At 69.2% G+C, this 16,142-nt stretch carries 15 protein-coding genes and 1 pseudogene; 10 read left to right on the plus strand and 6 right to left on the minus strand.

Going from position 1 to position 16,142, the window contains the following annotated elements:
- The first annotated feature begins 586 nt into the window (after positions 1 to 586).
- Positions 587 to 901, plus strand: a complete 315-nt coding sequence (locus EFK10_RS24460) for a DUF3040 domain-containing protein (protein ID WP_127357786.1) — start codon at positions 587 to 589, stop codon at positions 899 to 901.
- 606 nt (positions 902 to 1,507) lie between these two features.
- Here EFK10_RS24460 and EFK10_RS24470 read toward each other — a convergent pair.
- From EFK10_RS24470 to EFK10_RS24490, 4 genes are all read right to left on the minus strand, one after another.
- Positions 1,508 to 2,044: a SixA phosphatase family protein gene (locus EFK10_RS24470; RefSeq protein ID WP_127357787.1), complete on the minus strand. Its 537-nt coding sequence runs from the start codon at positions 2,042 to 2,044 to the stop codon at positions 1,508 to 1,510.
- Positions 2,041 to 2,469, minus strand: coding sequence for a hypothetical protein (locus EFK10_RS24475; protein ID WP_322973391.1), 429 nt, complete (start codon positions 2,467 to 2,469; stop codon positions 2,041 to 2,043). Before EFK10_RS24475 ends, EFK10_RS24470 begins: the two co-directional genes overlap by 4 nt.
- 263 nt (positions 2,470 to 2,732) lie before the next feature.
- Positions 2,733 to 2,993 carry an Lrp/AsnC family transcriptional regulator gene (locus EFK10_RS24480; protein ID WP_127357789.1) on the minus strand — a complete coding sequence of 87 codons (261 nt, stop codon included), beginning with the start codon at positions 2,991 to 2,993 and terminating at the stop codon, positions 2,733 to 2,735.
- A 688-nt stretch (positions 2,994 to 3,681) separates the two neighbouring features.
- Positions 3,682 to 4,803 carry a site-2 protease family protein gene (locus EFK10_RS24490; RefSeq protein ID WP_127357790.1) on the minus strand — a complete coding sequence of 374 codons (1,122 nt, stop codon included), beginning with the start codon at positions 4,801 to 4,803 and terminating at the stop codon, positions 3,682 to 3,684.
- 203 nt (positions 4,804 to 5,006) lie between these two features.
- Between EFK10_RS24490 and EFK10_RS24495 the strand changes: the two genes are divergently transcribed.
- Both EFK10_RS24495 and EFK10_RS24500 read left to right on the plus strand, forming a co-directional pair.
- Positions 5,007 to 5,303: a hypothetical protein gene (locus EFK10_RS24495; RefSeq protein WP_127357791.1), complete on the plus strand. Its 297-nt coding sequence runs from the start codon at positions 5,007 to 5,009 to the stop codon at positions 5,301 to 5,303.
- A gap of 147 nt (positions 5,304 to 5,450) precedes the next feature.
- Positions 5,451 to 5,882: an SRPBCC family protein gene (locus EFK10_RS24500; protein ID WP_127357792.1), complete on the plus strand. Its 432-nt coding sequence runs from the start codon at positions 5,451 to 5,453 to the stop codon at positions 5,880 to 5,882.
- A 17-nt stretch (positions 5,883 to 5,899) separates the two neighbouring features.
- Here the strand turns inward: EFK10_RS24500 and EFK10_RS24505 are convergent, their stop codons facing one another.
- Positions 5,900 to 6,100, minus strand: a complete 201-nt coding sequence (locus tag EFK10_RS24505) for a hypothetical protein (RefSeq protein WP_164836138.1) — start codon at positions 6,098 to 6,100, stop codon at positions 5,900 to 5,902.
- A 133-nt stretch (positions 6,101 to 6,233) separates the two neighbouring features.
- Positions 6,234 to 6,653, minus strand: a pseudogene (locus EFK10_RS24510) (ATP-binding protein); the annotation flags it as partial.
- A gap of 26 nt (positions 6,654 to 6,679) precedes the next feature.
- On the opposite strand from EFK10_RS24510, the gene EFK10_RS24515 reads away from it, so the two are divergent.
- From EFK10_RS24515 to EFK10_RS24545, 7 genes are all read left to right on the plus strand, one after another.
- On the plus strand, positions 6,680 to 7,864 hold the full coding sequence (locus tag EFK10_RS24515; protein WP_127357795.1) for a PP2C family protein-serine/threonine phosphatase: 1,185 nt from the start codon (positions 6,680 to 6,682) through the stop codon (positions 7,862 to 7,864).
- A 9-nt stretch (positions 7,865 to 7,873) separates the two neighbouring features.
- Positions 7,874 to 8,290, plus strand: a complete 417-nt coding sequence (locus tag EFK10_RS50825; RefSeq protein ID WP_240677440.1) for a hypothetical protein — start codon at positions 7,874 to 7,876, stop codon at positions 8,288 to 8,290.
- Between the two features lie 357 nt (positions 8,291 to 8,647).
- Positions 8,648 to 10,765, plus strand: a complete 2,118-nt coding sequence (locus EFK10_RS24525; protein WP_127357797.1) for a glycoside hydrolase family 27 protein — start codon at positions 8,648 to 8,650, stop codon at positions 10,763 to 10,765.
- Positions 10,766 to 10,938: 173 nt separating this feature from the next.
- On the plus strand, positions 10,939 to 12,231 hold the full coding sequence (locus EFK10_RS24530) for an ABC transporter substrate-binding protein (RefSeq protein ID WP_127357799.1): 1,293 nt from the start codon (positions 10,939 to 10,941) through the stop codon (positions 12,229 to 12,231).
- A gap of 1 nt (position 12,232) precedes the next feature.
- Complete coding sequence (locus EFK10_RS24535; RefSeq protein WP_127357801.1) at positions 12,233 to 13,132, plus strand: carbohydrate ABC transporter permease; 900 nt, start codon at positions 12,233 to 12,235, stop codon at positions 13,130 to 13,132.
- Positions 13,132 to 14,037: a carbohydrate ABC transporter permease gene (locus tag EFK10_RS24540; RefSeq protein ID WP_127357803.1), complete on the plus strand. Its 906-nt coding sequence runs from the start codon at positions 13,132 to 13,134 to the stop codon at positions 14,035 to 14,037. Before EFK10_RS24535 ends, EFK10_RS24540 begins: the two co-directional genes overlap by 1 nt.
- The gene (locus tag EFK10_RS24545; protein WP_127357805.1) at positions 14,034 to 16,139 is read left to right on the plus strand and encodes an alpha-galactosidase; all 2,106 of its coding nucleotides are present in this window, start codon (positions 14,034 to 14,036) and stop codon (positions 16,137 to 16,139) included. Before EFK10_RS24540 ends, EFK10_RS24545 begins: the two co-directional genes overlap by 4 nt.
- Positions 16,140 to 16,142 lie beyond the last annotated feature (3 nt).

The following is a 16,142-nucleotide window of genomic DNA, read 5'->3' on the forward strand; positions in this document are numbered from 1 at the left end:
ACGCCCCGTGAAGCGTATCTTGAGCATCGCAAAATACGGCTCGCGGCGTAGATTTCGATTGTTTGACTACTGTCCGGAAAACGCGAGGCTCCTCACAGACCCCCAGCACTCGCACGTCCTCATCCGTCAAGTGCTCCAGGTACCCCTGCCCGGCGCTCCTCACGTCCACGCCATCCACGGTACGACCAACCCCGGGCGCCTGACATGCCGGCTTTCCGGTGCGGCCGGGTGGGCGGGTGGGCGGGTGGGCGGGACAGTGGAGGGTGTGCGGGGCCGTGGCGCCGAGGAGATGACGGACCAGGTGTCGACTGCGCGGCGGCGACCCCCTGTCCCAGTACACGCTCGCCACTCCCGACGGTCCGCTCACCCGGCCTGCTCACCGACGTCCTCGACCGGGTCCGCCCCGGCGCCGGGATGCGGATCCTCGTCCTGGACCAGGGGCAGTGGCCCGTGGGCATCGTCGCCGGGCACGACATCTACCGGCTCGCCCAGCAGCACGCGCGCGACGGTGACGTACCGGCGTGAACGCCGCGCCTCAGGGCAGACTCAGGACACACGTCGGAGATGGTTCGTGGAGGTGGGAGCCATGGACGGACCCCGGCTGTCCCCACGTGAACAGCAGATCCTCGCCCAGATCGAGAGCACGCTCAGCCACGACAAGCAGCTGGAGCGGGAGCTGCGCACCCTCCACCTGCGCGGACGAGCGAAGTGCGCGGAAGAGATACGGCGGATACGCAAGACCACGCTGGTCGTGCTGGCGGTGATCTGGGGGGTTGTGCTGGCCGCAGTCGTCCGCACGCCGACGGCCGGGGCCATCGCCGCCTTGGCCGTGCCGTGCGCGGTGGCCCTGGTGCTGGGCGTCACGGCCGTCCGCGCGTGGGCCCGCCGCCGGCGGCCGTGACCTCACCGCAAGTGGACTCGGCCTGTTGCGGCTCGGTCTGTTTCCTGCGGGAGCCCGTTCCACCCAGCCCCAAGGGGCTGAGATGCAGATCCAGCAGGAGCGTCCCTGCCGTTTCCGTGTCGATCCGCGCCAGGAGCGGATGCGGATGTCCCGCGGCAGGGCGTGCGCGACCTTGTCCATCAGCTCCGGGGGGACTGCCGCGTCCAAGGCCTCCAGCACCGCGGCGGCCTGGTGCACGGCGGCCTCCTCCGTATCACCGGTAAGCAGGGAGATCCGGCCGGCCAATGGCGCCGGAAGCTGGGCGGCCAGGTGCTCCGCCAGCCCGTCCGGCAACCGCTACTCCGGCGTCAGGAGGGTGGCCCGCACCGGGCGCTCGGCCGAACCCCGGTCCGGAAGACCTGCCCCTGACCGGACGTGTCCGGCCCTCGACGCCCCTACTCGCCCAGCGGCGAGGACAGTGGCGATGATCCGGACAGCACAGCGGTTCCTGACTTTCGCAGTCAGGAACCGTCAGCCTCCGAAGGGCGGTTCGGGCCCGGGCCCGGGCAGGATCCATCGCCTGGTTTCGAGTGAACAGCGGTTCATCGCGCCGATCAAGCAGAGTGGTCAGGGCTTCGCCCCACGAAGGCCGCGAGGGATGGCAAAGTCGGTCAGCCGGGCGGTGCCAGGCGCGAGTGCCGACCAGGTTCCCTGCCAGGTCAGCACCGCGATCGCTGCGGTCGGAAATTTCACCCGCGCCTGCTGCAGCGCATCATCCGCCGCCTCGCCTGCCAGCCGCAGTACCAGCTCTTGGGCACCTGGGTTGTGCCCGATCAGCAGCAGCGTTTCCACGCGGTCCGGGACTTCGCGTATGACGTTCAGCAACTCCGGGACGGTGGCGTCGTAGACCCGCGGGTCGTGCACCACCGGTGGTGAGGCCGCGAGTTCCGGAGCGACCAGGTCCCAGGTCTGCCGGGTGCGGCGGGCGGTGGAGCAGACGACGAGGCCGGGGGCGCAGCCCATCTCGCGCAGCCGGCGGCCGGCGGCCGGGGCATCGCGGCGGCCGCGGGCGGCGAGCGGCCGTTCATGGTCGGCCACATCGTCGGGCCAGGCGGACTTGGCGTGCCGCAGGACGGCCAGCCGCCGGGACGGTAGCGCCGTCATCGTGCCGGCCCGTAAGAGTAGGCGCTGCCCACGTCGCGGGGGAGTTCCAGCCCGAGCACGCGGTCCAGGTGCGCGAACGTCTCAAATTTCGCACCGTCCGGCATCTCGCTCTCGCCCTCCAACCATCTCAGGACGCCGAGCACGGCGGGTACGTCCAGGTCCTCCTCGATCGGGCGGATGCCCAGATCGGCCGCGTGCCGTTCGAACGCCTCCCGCCGGTCCCCGTACGCGGCCGACGAAGCGATCCCCACCAGTGCCTGTCCGCCGAACAGCTCCGCCGTACGCGCCAGCACATCAGCCACCAGCAGCACGCGCAGGCCGGACAGCTCATCACAGGCCCCGTCGCACGGCACATGAACCCAGACCCGCAGCGGCGTGCGCCGCCCCGGAGCGAGCTCGACGGGGCGGTGGGAACGGGCATCCACGATGCACAACACAGCTCCGAATCTATGCGACCGCCCCAGCCGCGGCACATCCTGCCGCCCTGCGCCCCAAGAAACGAACCACCCCCAACTCAGTCTCAACCTGACCCGGTCCTAATGGACCGGGCTTGGAGGTAGGGCACCACTATGAGGACGTGCCCCCGATTCAGGGTGTTCTCCCGTGCTCCCGCCCGATCCGTGGAAGGCGGCCCCACCCGGACGGGTCCCAGGCCAGCGAGTCACCCGGTGCGCCCGTGACTGCAGCGTCACGCTTGATCCATAAGCCGCTGGCTGGAGAGCTGTACCACCGGGCAGGTCAGGGTGCGGAGGATGCCCTCGACCTTCTGGATCCGTGCGAACACCAGGCGGCCCAGGTCGTCCACAGTCTCGCCCTCGGCCTGTGCGATCACGTCGTACGGGCCCGTCACCGCCCTGGCTCGCTGCACGCCGGGGACGGCCGAGACCGCTGCGGCCACATCAAGTGCCGTGCCCGCTCGGGTCTGGATCAGGATGTAGGCCTCGATCATGACGGACCTCCCGGCGCCTCGGGGCGGGCATCTCCCGCGAGGCGGCGCTGCACCGTTGTGACCTCGCGGTCAAGGCCAGTGTGCGCCGCCGTGCGACGCGTGACCATGGGGCTGGGAAAGGGGCGTTCTGACAGGAATGCCACCATGGCTTTGGAGCGCCCCCGGCGATACGTTGAACTCCTCGGTGGTCCATCGGGGCCGGTGCACGACTGGTGATTCGCGGGGCAGCGTCTCGGCCATGCCCTGCTCCCAGCTCCTCGCGAGCGCCCGCTGCCTGGAACACCGTGGCCCCGTGCAGCGCCGGCTCGGAGGGCTGATCCTGTACTGGCCCGGATGGGCACAGTAGGTGTCCTGCCAGTGCTGGCGCTGACGTCCGCCGGCTCCTCGCTTCCCTGCATCGTCAACTCCCGCACTCCGCCGCGTTGACCATCACCAGCCGTGGAGCACAGCGGAGATCCGAGCGGCAGCGCTATCGACCGCTGCTTGGAGAGCTTGCCCCGCGGGCGCGCCAACTCCACGACGGGGCGCGATGCCCGACATGATTGACGATCGCCTCCAACCGGTGGGACGTGGAGACTGCGGCCCGGTCATACGATGCACCTAGCCCGTGAGGCCGCCACTCCCCCGCCCCTTGCGGCCGCACGGGCGTGAAGCCGTCGTACCCCGCTGCCACGGGCCGGGGTGACCGTCAGCGTTCCGCCATCGTGTGCTGCTGGGCGAGCCGGTCGATGTCGCGCGCGGTGATGATCCCGCCGAGGCGTCCTCCGTCCATGACCAGGATGGGCAGTCCGGTCCCGGAACCCAGGCGGGCCAGGACACCGTCCAACAGCTCGTCCGGCACGGCGAGGGTGCACCGCGACAACGGGGTCGCCACCTCCCGTACGCGCAGCGCGTCCCGCCGCCCGGACGGCACGGTGGCCAGCCGGCGCAGCTTTACGACGCCGCTGGGACGGCCCTCGAAGTCCACCAGCGGCAGCACCGAATGACGTGTGTGCGCCGCCACCTCGGGCAAAAAGCGGTCCACCGTCAGCCAGTCCGGACCGGTGACCACCGGACGAGTCATCGCCTCGGCCACCCGTACACCCCGCAAGGCCGCGCCCAGCTCGGCCCGCCGCCGTTCGGCCGCGGCGGTGACCGCGATGAACAGCCCGATGACCGCCAGCCACAACCCGCCCGCCACCCCCCTCACAAACCCCAGCCACCCAACCACGACCAGCACCATGCCCACCACCTGCCCGCTGCGCCCGGCAGCGCGCTGGGCGCGGTCCCGGTCACCGGTGCGCCACCACAGCGCGGCCTGCAGCACCCGCCCTCCGTCCAGCGGCGCGGCGGGCAGCAGGTTGAACACGCCCAGCACTACGTTCATCGCGCCCAGCCACCCCAACACGGCGACCGGTATCCGCCAGCCCAGCGCCGCCTGTACCCCGGCCGCTGCTCCCAGCCCCGCCCCGCCGAGCACCAGACTGGCCAGCGGCCCGCTGGCGGCGACCGCGAACGCCGCCCGCGCTGTCGTCGGCGGGTCCATCCGGGTCATCCCGCCCAGCGCCCACAGCGTCATGTCCCGCACCGCGATTCCCGCCCTGCGGGCCGTCAGCGCGTGCGCCGCCTCATGCACCACCAGGCTCACCAGCAACAACAGGCCACCGGCCACCCCCGCGACGGCGTACACGACCGCCGCACGACCCGGTGCGTACGCGGGCAGCGTCCGACTTCCCAGGCCGTAAGCGAACAGCAGCATCAGCACCGGCACGCTCCAGTGCGTACGCAACGCCACCCCGCGTACGCTCCCGATCCGGATCGAACCGTTCATCGCCATCACCCACCGACGGGCAGCCGACCGCCATCCGCCCCCTTCCCATCGTCCGTCACCGGCCCCCACGACCGGAAACGCCCGACGAAACCACGCCCTCGCGCACTGTGGACCACCCGCCGCGGAGGCGGAAGCGGTGCCACAGACCTACGGTGGTTCGAAAGAGCCCAGCAAGCCGAACCGGCGTTGCGGAGGAGGCTGCGATGGAGGACCACTTCGTCTGGGTGACGACACGCCGCATCAAGCCGGGCACGCTGGAGGAGTTCGAGAGGGCATGGCGCCCGGACCCCTACCCGCAGGGCCTGCGCCGTGCCTACGCCTACTGGTCCGAGGACGGGCAGGAGATCACCGGGGTGTCATTCTGGGACTCCAAGGAAGCGTGCGACTCCTGGCGCGCCTCCGGGCCGGAGGCCCTGAGGCGCGCGGCCATAGCCCCGTACGTCGTCGAGGAGCGAGAAGGCTTCTACCGCGGCCGCGAACTCGCGGTCCCCGCGCGTTAGCCGTGGGCGGGCCTGGGCCGCCCACGGCCGCCTCAGTCCTGGTGCTCGTGCGCGCAGCGGCCCGCGGCCATGCCAGCAGCTCCGCGCCCAGGGGGCACACTGGAGACATGGCCCCGTAAGCCGTCAGACCGAGCTGTGAGGTGGCCGATGAGCACGCTCGAAGAACAGATCGACATAGACGTTCCGCTCGGTGCGGCCTGGGACAGCCTCCACCGCGTGGAGACCTATCCCCGGTTCGTCGAAGGCGTACGGGAGGCCCGCTCGGAGGGCGGGACCCGGACTCACCTGGACATCGACACGGGCGGCCGGACCCAGGAGATCGAGGCGGAGATCACCGACCGTGCCAAGGAAAACGTCATGGCGTGGCAGACCACCAGCGGCCCCGACCTGGCAGGAACCTTCTCCCTGCTGCCCATCGACCGGGAACACACCCGAGTCCAGGCCCGGATCGAATACGACCCGGACACCGTCAAGGAGGCATTCGGCGGGCCAAAGGGATTCGCCCAGGCAACCGCCATCGAACGGCTCGTCCGCAATGACCTCGAACACTTCAAGGAGCTCGCGCAGCAGCAGCGGTGAGCCTCACGACGGCCCTCTCACCGACACCGCCCAGCACGACCGGGAGCCCTGGCAGTAGGGCGGGAAATCCGGCGCAGGGCGCGTTCGGGGTCGTGTTTGGCGTAGTAGTCGCCACCGAGGTCGTGTAAGGCGGTGTCCTGGGTGAGCATGTGCCAGACCGCGGTCAGGGTCGCGTGTTCGAGTGCGACCAGGGCTTTCTTCTTGCCGAGGCGGGGCATGAGGCGGCGCAATGCCTCAGAACCCTAAGCCGCGCGCCGACCAGCTCCGAGCCGCTGATTTTTGCCGTCCGGTGGACGTGCGGGCTCGGCGACGGAGCGGGTCGCGCACAGGGGGCGCAGGCCGATGCGTGTTTCAGATCGCGGGTGGCAGTTCCTGTTCGGCCCACACGATTTTGCCGTCCGGTGTGTAGCGGGTGCCCCGTCGGTGGGACAGCTGGGCGACGAGGAAGAAGCCGCGGCCGCTCTCGTCGGCGGTCCGGGCGTGGCGCAGGCGCGGGAGACTGTCGCTGGTGTCGGAGACTTCGCAGGTCAGGAGCTGGTGCCGGATCAGACGCAGACGGACGGGGCCGGTGCCGTGGCGGACGGCGTTGGTGACCAGTTCGCTGACGATCAACTCGGTGCTCGTTGCCAGATCCTCAAGTCCCCACTGGGTCAGTTGGCGGACGGCCAGGGACCGGGCGGTGCTGACGACGGCCGGGTCGGCCGGTAGGTCCCAGGAGACCACCTGGCCCGGGCTGATGGTGCGGGTTCGGGCCAGGAGCAGGGTGACGTCGTACCCCGAAGCGGCTCTCCCAGCGGATGCAGGAACAGGCACGGCCGTTCGAGCCGGCGCTCCTCACCCCGCTGTTGGTGATCGTGCTGGCCGCGGTGGCGGACATCCTCACCCCCCACCTGGAGTTCTACCGGTTGCTCGGGGCGGCGCCGGCGCTGGCCGTCGCCATGTTCCCCGTGGCCGGCACGCTGGGCATCGGGCTGCTGGCCCTGACGGCCGGTGTCGCCCTGTCCGCCGCCCATCACGACCTGGGCCAGACACCGGCCAATTTCACCCTGCTCGCGATCACGGCCATCACCCTGGCCGCCGCGTACGCCAGCCGGGTACGGCAGCACCGGGAGCACACCCTCGCCCAGGTCCGCGCGGTGTCGGAGACCGCGCAGCGGGTGCTGCTGCGACCGGTCCCGCACCACCTCGGGCCGGTCGACATCGAGGTGCTCTACCAGGCCGCCGCCGCACAGGCCCGGATCGGCGGCGACTTCTACGAGGCGCGGCATACTCCGCACGGGGTGCGGCTGATCATCGGTGATGTGCGTGGCAAGGGACTCCTGGCCGTCGAGGTGGCCTCGGTGGTACTCAGCTCCTTCCGGGTGCACGTGCGGGACGCCCCCGATCTGCCGGACCTGGCACGCCGACTGGAAACCAACATGAACCACTACAGCGAGGACGTCCCCGGTGATGACGCACTGGAGCGTTTCATCACCATCCTGCTCGTCGAGATCCCCGCCGACGACCCCGTCGCCCGACTGGTCAACTGCGGGCACCCCCCGCCGCTGCTCCTCCACGACCGCGAAGTGCGCGAGGTAGAACCCAGCGCACCCTCACCACCCATCAACATGGCCGACCTCCTCGGCGACCACTACCAGGTCGACACCATCCCCTTCGCCACCGGCGACCGCCTGCTGCTCTACACCGACGGCGTCAGCGAGACCCGCGACCCGACCGGAAGCTTCTACCCCCTCACCCAGCGCATCCGCCAATGGGCCTCAGCCCCGCCCCGCCAACTCCTCGACCACCTCGACCAGGACATGCTCTCCTTCGCCACGGGCACCCAAGACGACGACCTCGCCGCCCTCGTCGCCCATCGCGTCGAACCGGTCGGCACCGTTACGCACGACTGGCTGGCTGATCCACAGATCGACCAACGCCCGCCCCTTGGCGGAGGCGTAGAACCCGGGAGTCGTACGGGTCTGTCCAACGAATGGCTCTGAGATTTCGGGGTGACGGTCGATGTCTATGAGAGCAGGATCCGCTGCCGGAGCAGGGGGAAGGCTGCTCGGCCGTACATCTGGCGCTTGATGGGCTTGGCCTTGGTGTTGGTGTTGGTGTTGGTGCCCTCGACGGGGCCGTTGCTGGAAGGCAGGGCCAGCCAGGGGACGGCCTACCAGCTGATCACCGAGCGTCACAATTTCATGATCACCAAGACCTGTGCCCGCCTTGCTCTCGGGGTCGCTCCCCGCGCCTATCCGCGCGACCTCTTATACGCGCTCTGGCTCGGCGTCCGAAACAACCCGCTGACGGTGATCGTCGCCAAGGACGACTACCAGCCGACCATGACCCACCGTCGAGATCACGAAAAGAGCGGCGGTCACCACCGACTTCAGGCTCAAGAAAGCGTAGTCGTCTGCTGCTTCTGACATGACCGGCAACTGGATCCGCGTGCCACCTCGCCGACCGGCGAAGCGGCACGCGGGTCGTCACCTCGTCACCTCCCCACCGACACTGTTGCGTTCAGCGTCGGGATCGTGGTCACGCCGTCCTCCCCTGACCACGACTTGACCAGCCGGGACAGGGCCGCAAACCAGACCCGGTCGAGCATCTAGGCAGTCCACATCACAGCCAGAGAGCTTTTTTAAGTTAATTAGTAATAACCGTTGACAGGGAACGGTGGCGCAGCCACAGTCTTCGTCGTGGCGCCGCCGCCGTGATCTTGGGTCGGCGGGGTGCCTTACCCCAACTCTCGGGAGACATCAGTGACTTCGCATCGTGGATGGATGGTGCGTGCTCGTTGTGCAGCGGCTTTTCTCGGGGCCACCGCACTGATCGGGGTGGTGGTGCCGACGGCACACGCCGCGGACGACCAGGGAGCACCGCAGTACTACAACAGCGGCCTTGCCCCCACGCCATACATGGGCTGGAACACCTACTACGGCCTCGGCGCACCGACTGAGGCGCAAGTCAAGAGCGTTGCCGACTATCTGGTCAGCAGCGGGCTCAGAGACAGCGGCTACAACATCGTCTGGCTTGACGGCGGCTGGCAGGCTGACAATCCGCGCGACAGCCAGGGACGGCTCGTCGCGAATCTCGACCGATTCCCCTCTGGCATCCCGTCGCTCGTGACCTATCTCCACCAGCGAGGTCTGAAGGCCGGGATCTACACGGACGCGGGCACCTACGACGGCGGCAAGAGCTGTGGGCTCGGCAGCCGTGGCCACTACACCGAGGACGCGCAGCAGTTCGCGGACTGGAAGATCGACGCCATCAAGGTGGACTTCCTGTGCGGGGTCTCCGAGAAGCTCGATCCGGGACCGGCGTTCAAGGAGTTCAGTGACGCGGTCGCCAAAACCGGCCGACCGATGCTGCTGAACCTCTGCAACCCGCTCACCGACGATTGGGGTCTGCCGCACACTCCCGCGCAGGACGCGCACAACGCGTACACCTACGGGCCGACCACGGCCGACTCGTGGCGCACCGGCACCGACATCGCCTGGGGATCTCCCACGGCCGGCGAGTGGCCCAACATCCTGCGTGCCGCCGACGCCAACGCCTGGCATCCGGAGGCACAGGGGCCCGGACACTACAACGATCCCGACTATCTGATACCCATGCGCAAGCTCTCGGACGGCACGTATGAGCTGTCCCAGGAGGAGTCCACGACCCAGGTGGTGATGTGGGCCGAGATGGCCTCCCCGCTGGTCGTCGGCTCCGATCCGCGCACGCTGCCCCAGTCGATGATCGACACGCTGCGCAACCCCGAGATCCTCGCCGTCGACCAGGATCCGCTCGGCATCCAGGGCGTCCGCATCGCCACCGACACGACCGGCGACGTCTACAGCAAGGTCCTCAAGGGCTCGGGCAACCGCGCGGTCGTTCTGCTCAACCGTTCGGACCACGCTGCCGAGCGCACGGTGAGGTTCTCCGACGCCGGACTGGCCGGCGAGGTCGCGGTCCGCGACCTGCGCGCCCGGGAGGACCGAGGTGGGCGCACCGGCTCGTACACCGTCACCGTGCCCGCGCACGGTACGGCGTTCCTCAAGCTGTCCGGCAAGGACGACGCCCCCGGAGTGTCCCTGGGCACCAAGTCCTCGGCGAGCCCCGCGCTGGTGCGTGACGGCGACAAGCTGACCGCCTTCACCCGCGGCGCCGACGGTTCGCTGCGCGAGCAGACCGGGAGCGACGGCCACTGGTCCTCGCACACCACTGTGCTCGGCGGCCCCGGGCAGGGCAAGGTCCTCGGCCAGCCCGCGGCGTACGGCACGCCTGCCGCGGCGGGTGGTCGTATCGACGTCTTCGTCCGGGGCGAGGACAACGCCGCCTACCGGCGCGTCTACAGCGGCGGACAGTGGGGTCACTGGCAGAAGCTGGGCGGGACGCTGAGCGACGCGCCGAGCGTCGCCTTCGAGAGCCCCGACAACTGGACCCTCTTTGCGCGCGGCGCGAACGGCTCCATCGTCTCGCGCGGTCCTGACGGCGGCTGGAGCTCGATCGGCACCCCCACGGACCTCAACGTGTACGGGCGCCCATCGGCCATCACCGACGCGGCCGGCCGGATTCATGTCGCCGTACGCACCAACGACGACGCGGTGTGGACGCGGGTGCGTGACGCCTCGGGCACCTGGTCGGACTGGACCTCGCTGGGCGGGACGGTCAGTGGCAGCCCGACGCTGGTGGCGACGGGGAACACCGTGCACCTGTACGTCCGCGCCAGTGACTACACACTCTGGCAGCGTTCCTACGCCGCGGACGCGGACAGCTGGGGTGGTTGGTCACCGGTGACCGGATTCGTGAGCGGCGTTCTCGACGGCGCGCTCGGGGCGACCGCGGGCCCGGACGGCAGTGTGCTGTCCGTCTTCCGCGGGGTCAGTGGCAGGGTCCACCAGAGCAAGCTCTGACGAGCCGCCTGCGGCCCGGGCCGCCGCGGGCCGCACGGTCCCCGATGGCCCATTAGAAATAAATTAGTAATTCATCTTGACGGTGCTGCGACACCGCGTCACTCTGATTCAGCCGAACGAGGGCCCGGCCGTTAGGGGGCCGGGCCCCGTTCCTTGGCATAGGGAGTTCTGCCATGATCACCTCACCACCCAGCCGCCGTGGGTTCCTCACCGGAGCGGGCGCCATCGGCGCCGCCGCGCTGATGAGCGGCTGCGTCGCATCCAGCTCGGGCGGTAGCGGGAGCCAGTCGAGCGGCGGGCCGGTCACCCTGCAGTCCAACCTCTCCTCACCGCAGGCGAAGTCCGCCATGCAGAACCTCGTCGACTCGTACAACAAGCGGGGCAGTGGGAAGGCCGAGCTCAACACCGTCGCCTCCGAGACGTTCCGCACCCAACTGCCGACGTACCTCACCTCCGCCAACCCGCCTGACCTGCTGACCTGGTACCCCGGTTCTGTCGCGAACTCGTATGCCAAGAAAGACCTGCTGCTCGACGTCAGCGACATCTGGAGCAAGCCGGAATTCGCCGGGTACTCCGCCGCGCAGCAGAGGTTGTGCACCTCCTCGGCAGGCAAGAAGGTGTTCGTCCCCGCCACCTACTACTGGTGGGGCGTCTTCTACCGGAAGTCGAACTTCGCCAAGTGGGGCTTGCAGGAGCCCACGACGTGGGACGAGTTCCTCGGCCTGTGCGACAAGCTCAAGTCCAAGGGTGTCGCCCCGATCGGGCTCGGCGCGGGCGGCAACACCGCCTGGGTGGCCTCCTCCTGGTTCGACTACCTGAACATCCGCGTCAACGGCGCCCAGTACCACCGTGATCTGCTCGCCGGCAAGCACCGTTTCGACGACCCTGAGGTCCGCAAGGTCTTCGACCGGTGGAGCGAGGCCCTGCCGTACTTCGACCCCAATGGCACGGCGCTGGCCTTCCAGGACGCCACCACCGCCCTTCTCCAGAGCCGCACGGGCATGATGCTCATCGGCACCTTCTTCGCCGACGCCGCGCCCAAGGACCAGCTCGACGACATCGACTTCTTCCGCTTCCCGGTCATCGACCCCGAGATCCCGCTCGCCGAAGAAGGGCCCACCGACGGCTACTTCGCCAGCGCCCACACGCGACACAAGGCCGAAGTCAAGGATTTCATGCGCTACATGGCCACGGCCGAGGCTCAGGAGATCTACATCAAGGGCTCGTCGGGGACCGCACTGCCGACCAACCCCACGGCCAAGGACTCCGGTACCGCGCTGGTCAAGAAGGGCCGCGCGCTGATCGAGAGCGCCTCGGACGTCACGCAGTTCTTCAACCGCGACTCCAGCGACGCCCTCCAGCCCACCGCCGACACCGCTCTCACCCGCTTCCTCGCCAAGCCGAAGCAGATCGACTCCATTCTCACAACCTGGCAGCGGGACGCGCAGAAGATCTGGAGCCAGTGAGATGGCGGTTTTCACCGCGACCCGGGTGCGGAGGCGGGCGACCGGGGTCCCGCCCGTGGTCCTCGCCTTCGTCCTCGTGCCCCTGCTGGCAGAGACATTCTGGGTGTTCTGGCCGGCCATCCAGGGCTTCTATCTCTCCCTCACCCAGTGGGACGGCGTCTCCGCGCCGAAGTTCATAGGCCTGGGCAACTACCGCGAGATGCTCGGCGACAGCGTGTTCCGTACCGCCGTCCTCGACACCGTGCTGTGGCTGTTGCTGTTCGGGGGGCTCTCGGCGGTCCTCGGGCTCGGCGCCGCCCTCCTGCTCCAGCAGGAGCGGCGCGGTGTCGGCTTCTACCGCGCCGCGCTCTTCCTGCCTGTGGTGTTCTCCCTCGTCGCCACCGCGCTGGTGTGGCAGGCGATGTATCAGCCCGATGGGCTGATCAACAAGACGCTCGAAGGCGTCGGGCTCGGCAGCCTCACCCACGCCTGGCTCGCCGACCAGGGCACCGCCTTCTACGCCGTGATCGTGCCCGCCCTGTGGCGGCAGATCGGCTATGTGATGGTGCTCTACCTCGCCGGCCTCAAAGGCATCGATCCGGTGCTGTACGAAGCGGCAAAAGTGGACGGCGCAACCCGGTGGCAGCAGTTCCGCAACATCACCATGCCGCAGCTGAGCAGTGTCAACGCCGTCGTCCTGTCGGTCATCGTCATCGACTCACTGCGCTCGTTCGACGTGGTGTGGGCGCTCACCCGCGGCGGGCCATACCACTCCTCCGAACTGCTCAGCACCTACATGTACTCCACCGCGTTCCAATCGCTGCGGCTGGGATACGGCTCCGCCCTCGCGGTCGTGATCTTCTTGCTGGCCTTCGGGGTCATCGTGTCCTACCTCGTCCGCGCCTTCCGGGAGGCCGACTGATGACCGTCACCCAGCCCTCCGCGCCCACCACTGTCCGGAAGGACCGGGCCACGCCGCCGCGTTCCCGCGCGAACGGCCCCGTGAGCCGGAAGTGGGCGACCGCGGGCTTCCACATCGGCGCGAGCGCGCTGTCCGTGCTGTGGCTGCTACCGATCGTGCTCGTCCTCGTCACCAGCACGCGTTCCTTCGACGACATCGCGGCCAACGGCCTCGGCAGCCTGCCACACTCCTTCACCCTGGACGGCTTCCGTCAGGCCTGGGTGGACGGCGGCCAGGAGCGCGCACTCATCAACAGCATGCTGGTCAGCGTCCCCACCGTGCTGCTGTCACTGCTGCTGGCATCCATGGCCGCGTTCGCACTCAGCCGCTACGAATTGCCGCTGCGCCGCACGCTGCTGCTGCTGATGCTCGGCGGCAACCTGCTGCCCCCGCAGATCTTGCTGATCCCGGTCTCCAAACTCACCGAGTTGCTCGGCCTGTACGACAGCCTGTACGCCCTCATCGGCGTCCAGGTCGGCTTCGGCGTCGGCTTCTACGTCTTCGTGCTGCAGGGCTTCATGCGGGCCATCCCGGCGGAGATACAGCAGGCCGCCGTCATCGACGGCGCGGGCCCCTGGCAGCTCTACCGGCGGATCATCATGCCCCTCGCCAGGCCGGCGCTCGCCGCGCTCTGTGCCCTCTCCTTCACCTGGATCTTCAACGATCTGCTGTGGGCGATCACCGTGCTGCGCACGGACAGCCAGATGCCCATCACGGCCTCACTCCTCAACCTGCAGGGACAGTACGTGTCCATGTGGAACGTCATCGCGGCCGGCTCGGTCATCGCCGCCGTTCCGACCGTGATCGTATTCCTGCGATTCCAGCGTCACTTCGTGGCCGGACTCAACCTGGGAGCAGTCAAGTGACCTCGCACGACCGGTGGATCCTGCGCACCGAGAACACCACCTACGCGGTCGCTCTCGCAGCCGAGGGCCCCTGGGTAGAGCTCACCGCCTGGGGCCCGCACGGTGCCGAGACCGGGCCCTCGCCGCTCGACTGGTCGGGACACACCCACTTCATCACTCCCGCCGACGCCGCACCCGCCGAGTACATCCCTTACGGTCTGCGGCCGTTCACCGGCGCCGACCTCGTCGCACAGCGCCCCGGCGAAGAGCGTGGAATGTGGTGGACGTTCAGCCCGGAAAGCACCGAAACCACCGAAACCACCCTGCGGCTGGTCTTCGACGACAAGGCCCTCGGCCTGCGGGTGGCGCTCTGCTACGAGGCCGTGCGTGGCACCGACGTGATACTGCGCTGGAGCGAACTCACCTGCACCGGTGAGGACGAACTGCGCCTGGAGCGCTTCGACTCCGCGGCCGTGAACGTCCCGGTCACGGCCGGCGCCCGGCTCACCTTCCTCACCGGCCAGTGGGTGCAGGAATTCCAGCGCACCGAGCTCGAACTGACCCGAGGGCGTTTCGAGATGGCCAGCACCCAGGCGGTGCCGGGCCACGCGTACGCACCCTGGCTCGCCGTCCAGGACGCCGCCCACCCGGCCGACGGCAAAACCCCCACCTACGGCGTCGCCCTGGAGTGGCCGGGCAACTGGCACATCACCACGGACGCCGAGCCCGGCGGAGCGGTGAGGATACGCGCCGGGCGGCTGCCCCACGAGGGCGCCGTCCGACTCGCCCCCGGTGCCACCCTCACCACACCGCGCCTGGCCTGTGCCTTCAGCCCGGAAGGGATCGACGGCCTCGCCCGGGTCTGGCACCGCTACGAGCGGCACCTCACCGGTGACCGGATGAACCGCACGCGCAAGGTCCTGTACAACTCGTGGGAAGCCACCGGCTTCGACGTCGAGGCCGGGAGTCAGCTGAAACTCGCCAGGATCGCCGCCGGTCTCGGTGCCGAACTGTTCGTCGTCGACGACGGCTGGTTCCCCGGCCGACACGACGACACCGGCGGCCTGGGCGACTGGTACCCCGACCCCGCAGCCTTCCCCCAGGGATTCGACGACTTCATCGGCGAAGTCCACTGGCTGGGAATGGACTTCGGGCTCTGGGTGGAGCCGGAGGCGATCAGCCCCAAGTCCGCGCTCTACTCGGAGCACCCGGAGTGGGTCTACCGCATCGAAGGCCGCCCCGCCACGCTGGTACGCAACCAACTGCTGCTCGATCTCGGTCGCGAGGACGTCCAGGACTTCGTCATCACGACTCTCGACCGGCTGCTCAGCGACCACGCCGTCAGCTACCTCAAGTGGGACATGAACCGCCCGCCCACCGAGCGCGGCCGGCCGGGCGGCGGCCCCGTCGAGAAGCAGGACCTCGACGCCGCACACGTCGCCGGCTATCTCCGCGTCCTCGACCACCTGCGCGCCCACCACCCCCACGTCACCGTCGAGGGCTGCGCGGGCGGCGGGGCCCGCATCGAGCACGCCACCATCGCCCGAACGGACGTCGTCTGGCCCAGCGACAACACCGCACCGCTGGACCGGCTGGCCATCCAGTACGGCTATCTCCACGCCCACGCGCCGCACACCATGAGCTCCTGGGTCACCGACGCACCCGGAGTCTTCGACCCGCGCCCGCGCTCGCTCGGCTTCCGCTTCGTCAACGCGATGGCCGGGGTCCTCGGCATCGGCGCCGACATCCGCACCTGGTCGCCGGAGCAGCGCACCGAAGCCGCCCGCTGGATCGCCCGTTACAAGGAGATCCGCAACGTCATTCACCACGGCGAGATCCACCTGCTGAACACCCCGGCCGACGCGACCTGCGGCATCCAGTACGAGGAACCGGGCGGCGGCCGGATCGCCGTCACCGCGTGGAACACCGGCCGTCTCAGCGGCGCGCCCCTGGTGCCCGGCCGCGCGGCGAGACTGCGGCTGAGCGGCATCGATCCCGCGGCCCGCTACCGCGATGCCGCCTCCGGCACCGAATACACAGGAGCCCATCTGCTCCACTCGGGACTGCCGTTCGCCTGGACCGACCGGTACGACGCCGAGCTGACCGTCCTGATCAGGCTCTAGGCC

It is taken from the genome of Streptomyces soli (assembly GCF_003999195.1).
GTDB classification, from domain to species: Bacteria; Actinomycetota; Actinomycetes; order Streptomycetales; family Streptomycetaceae; genus Actinacidiphila; species Actinacidiphila soli.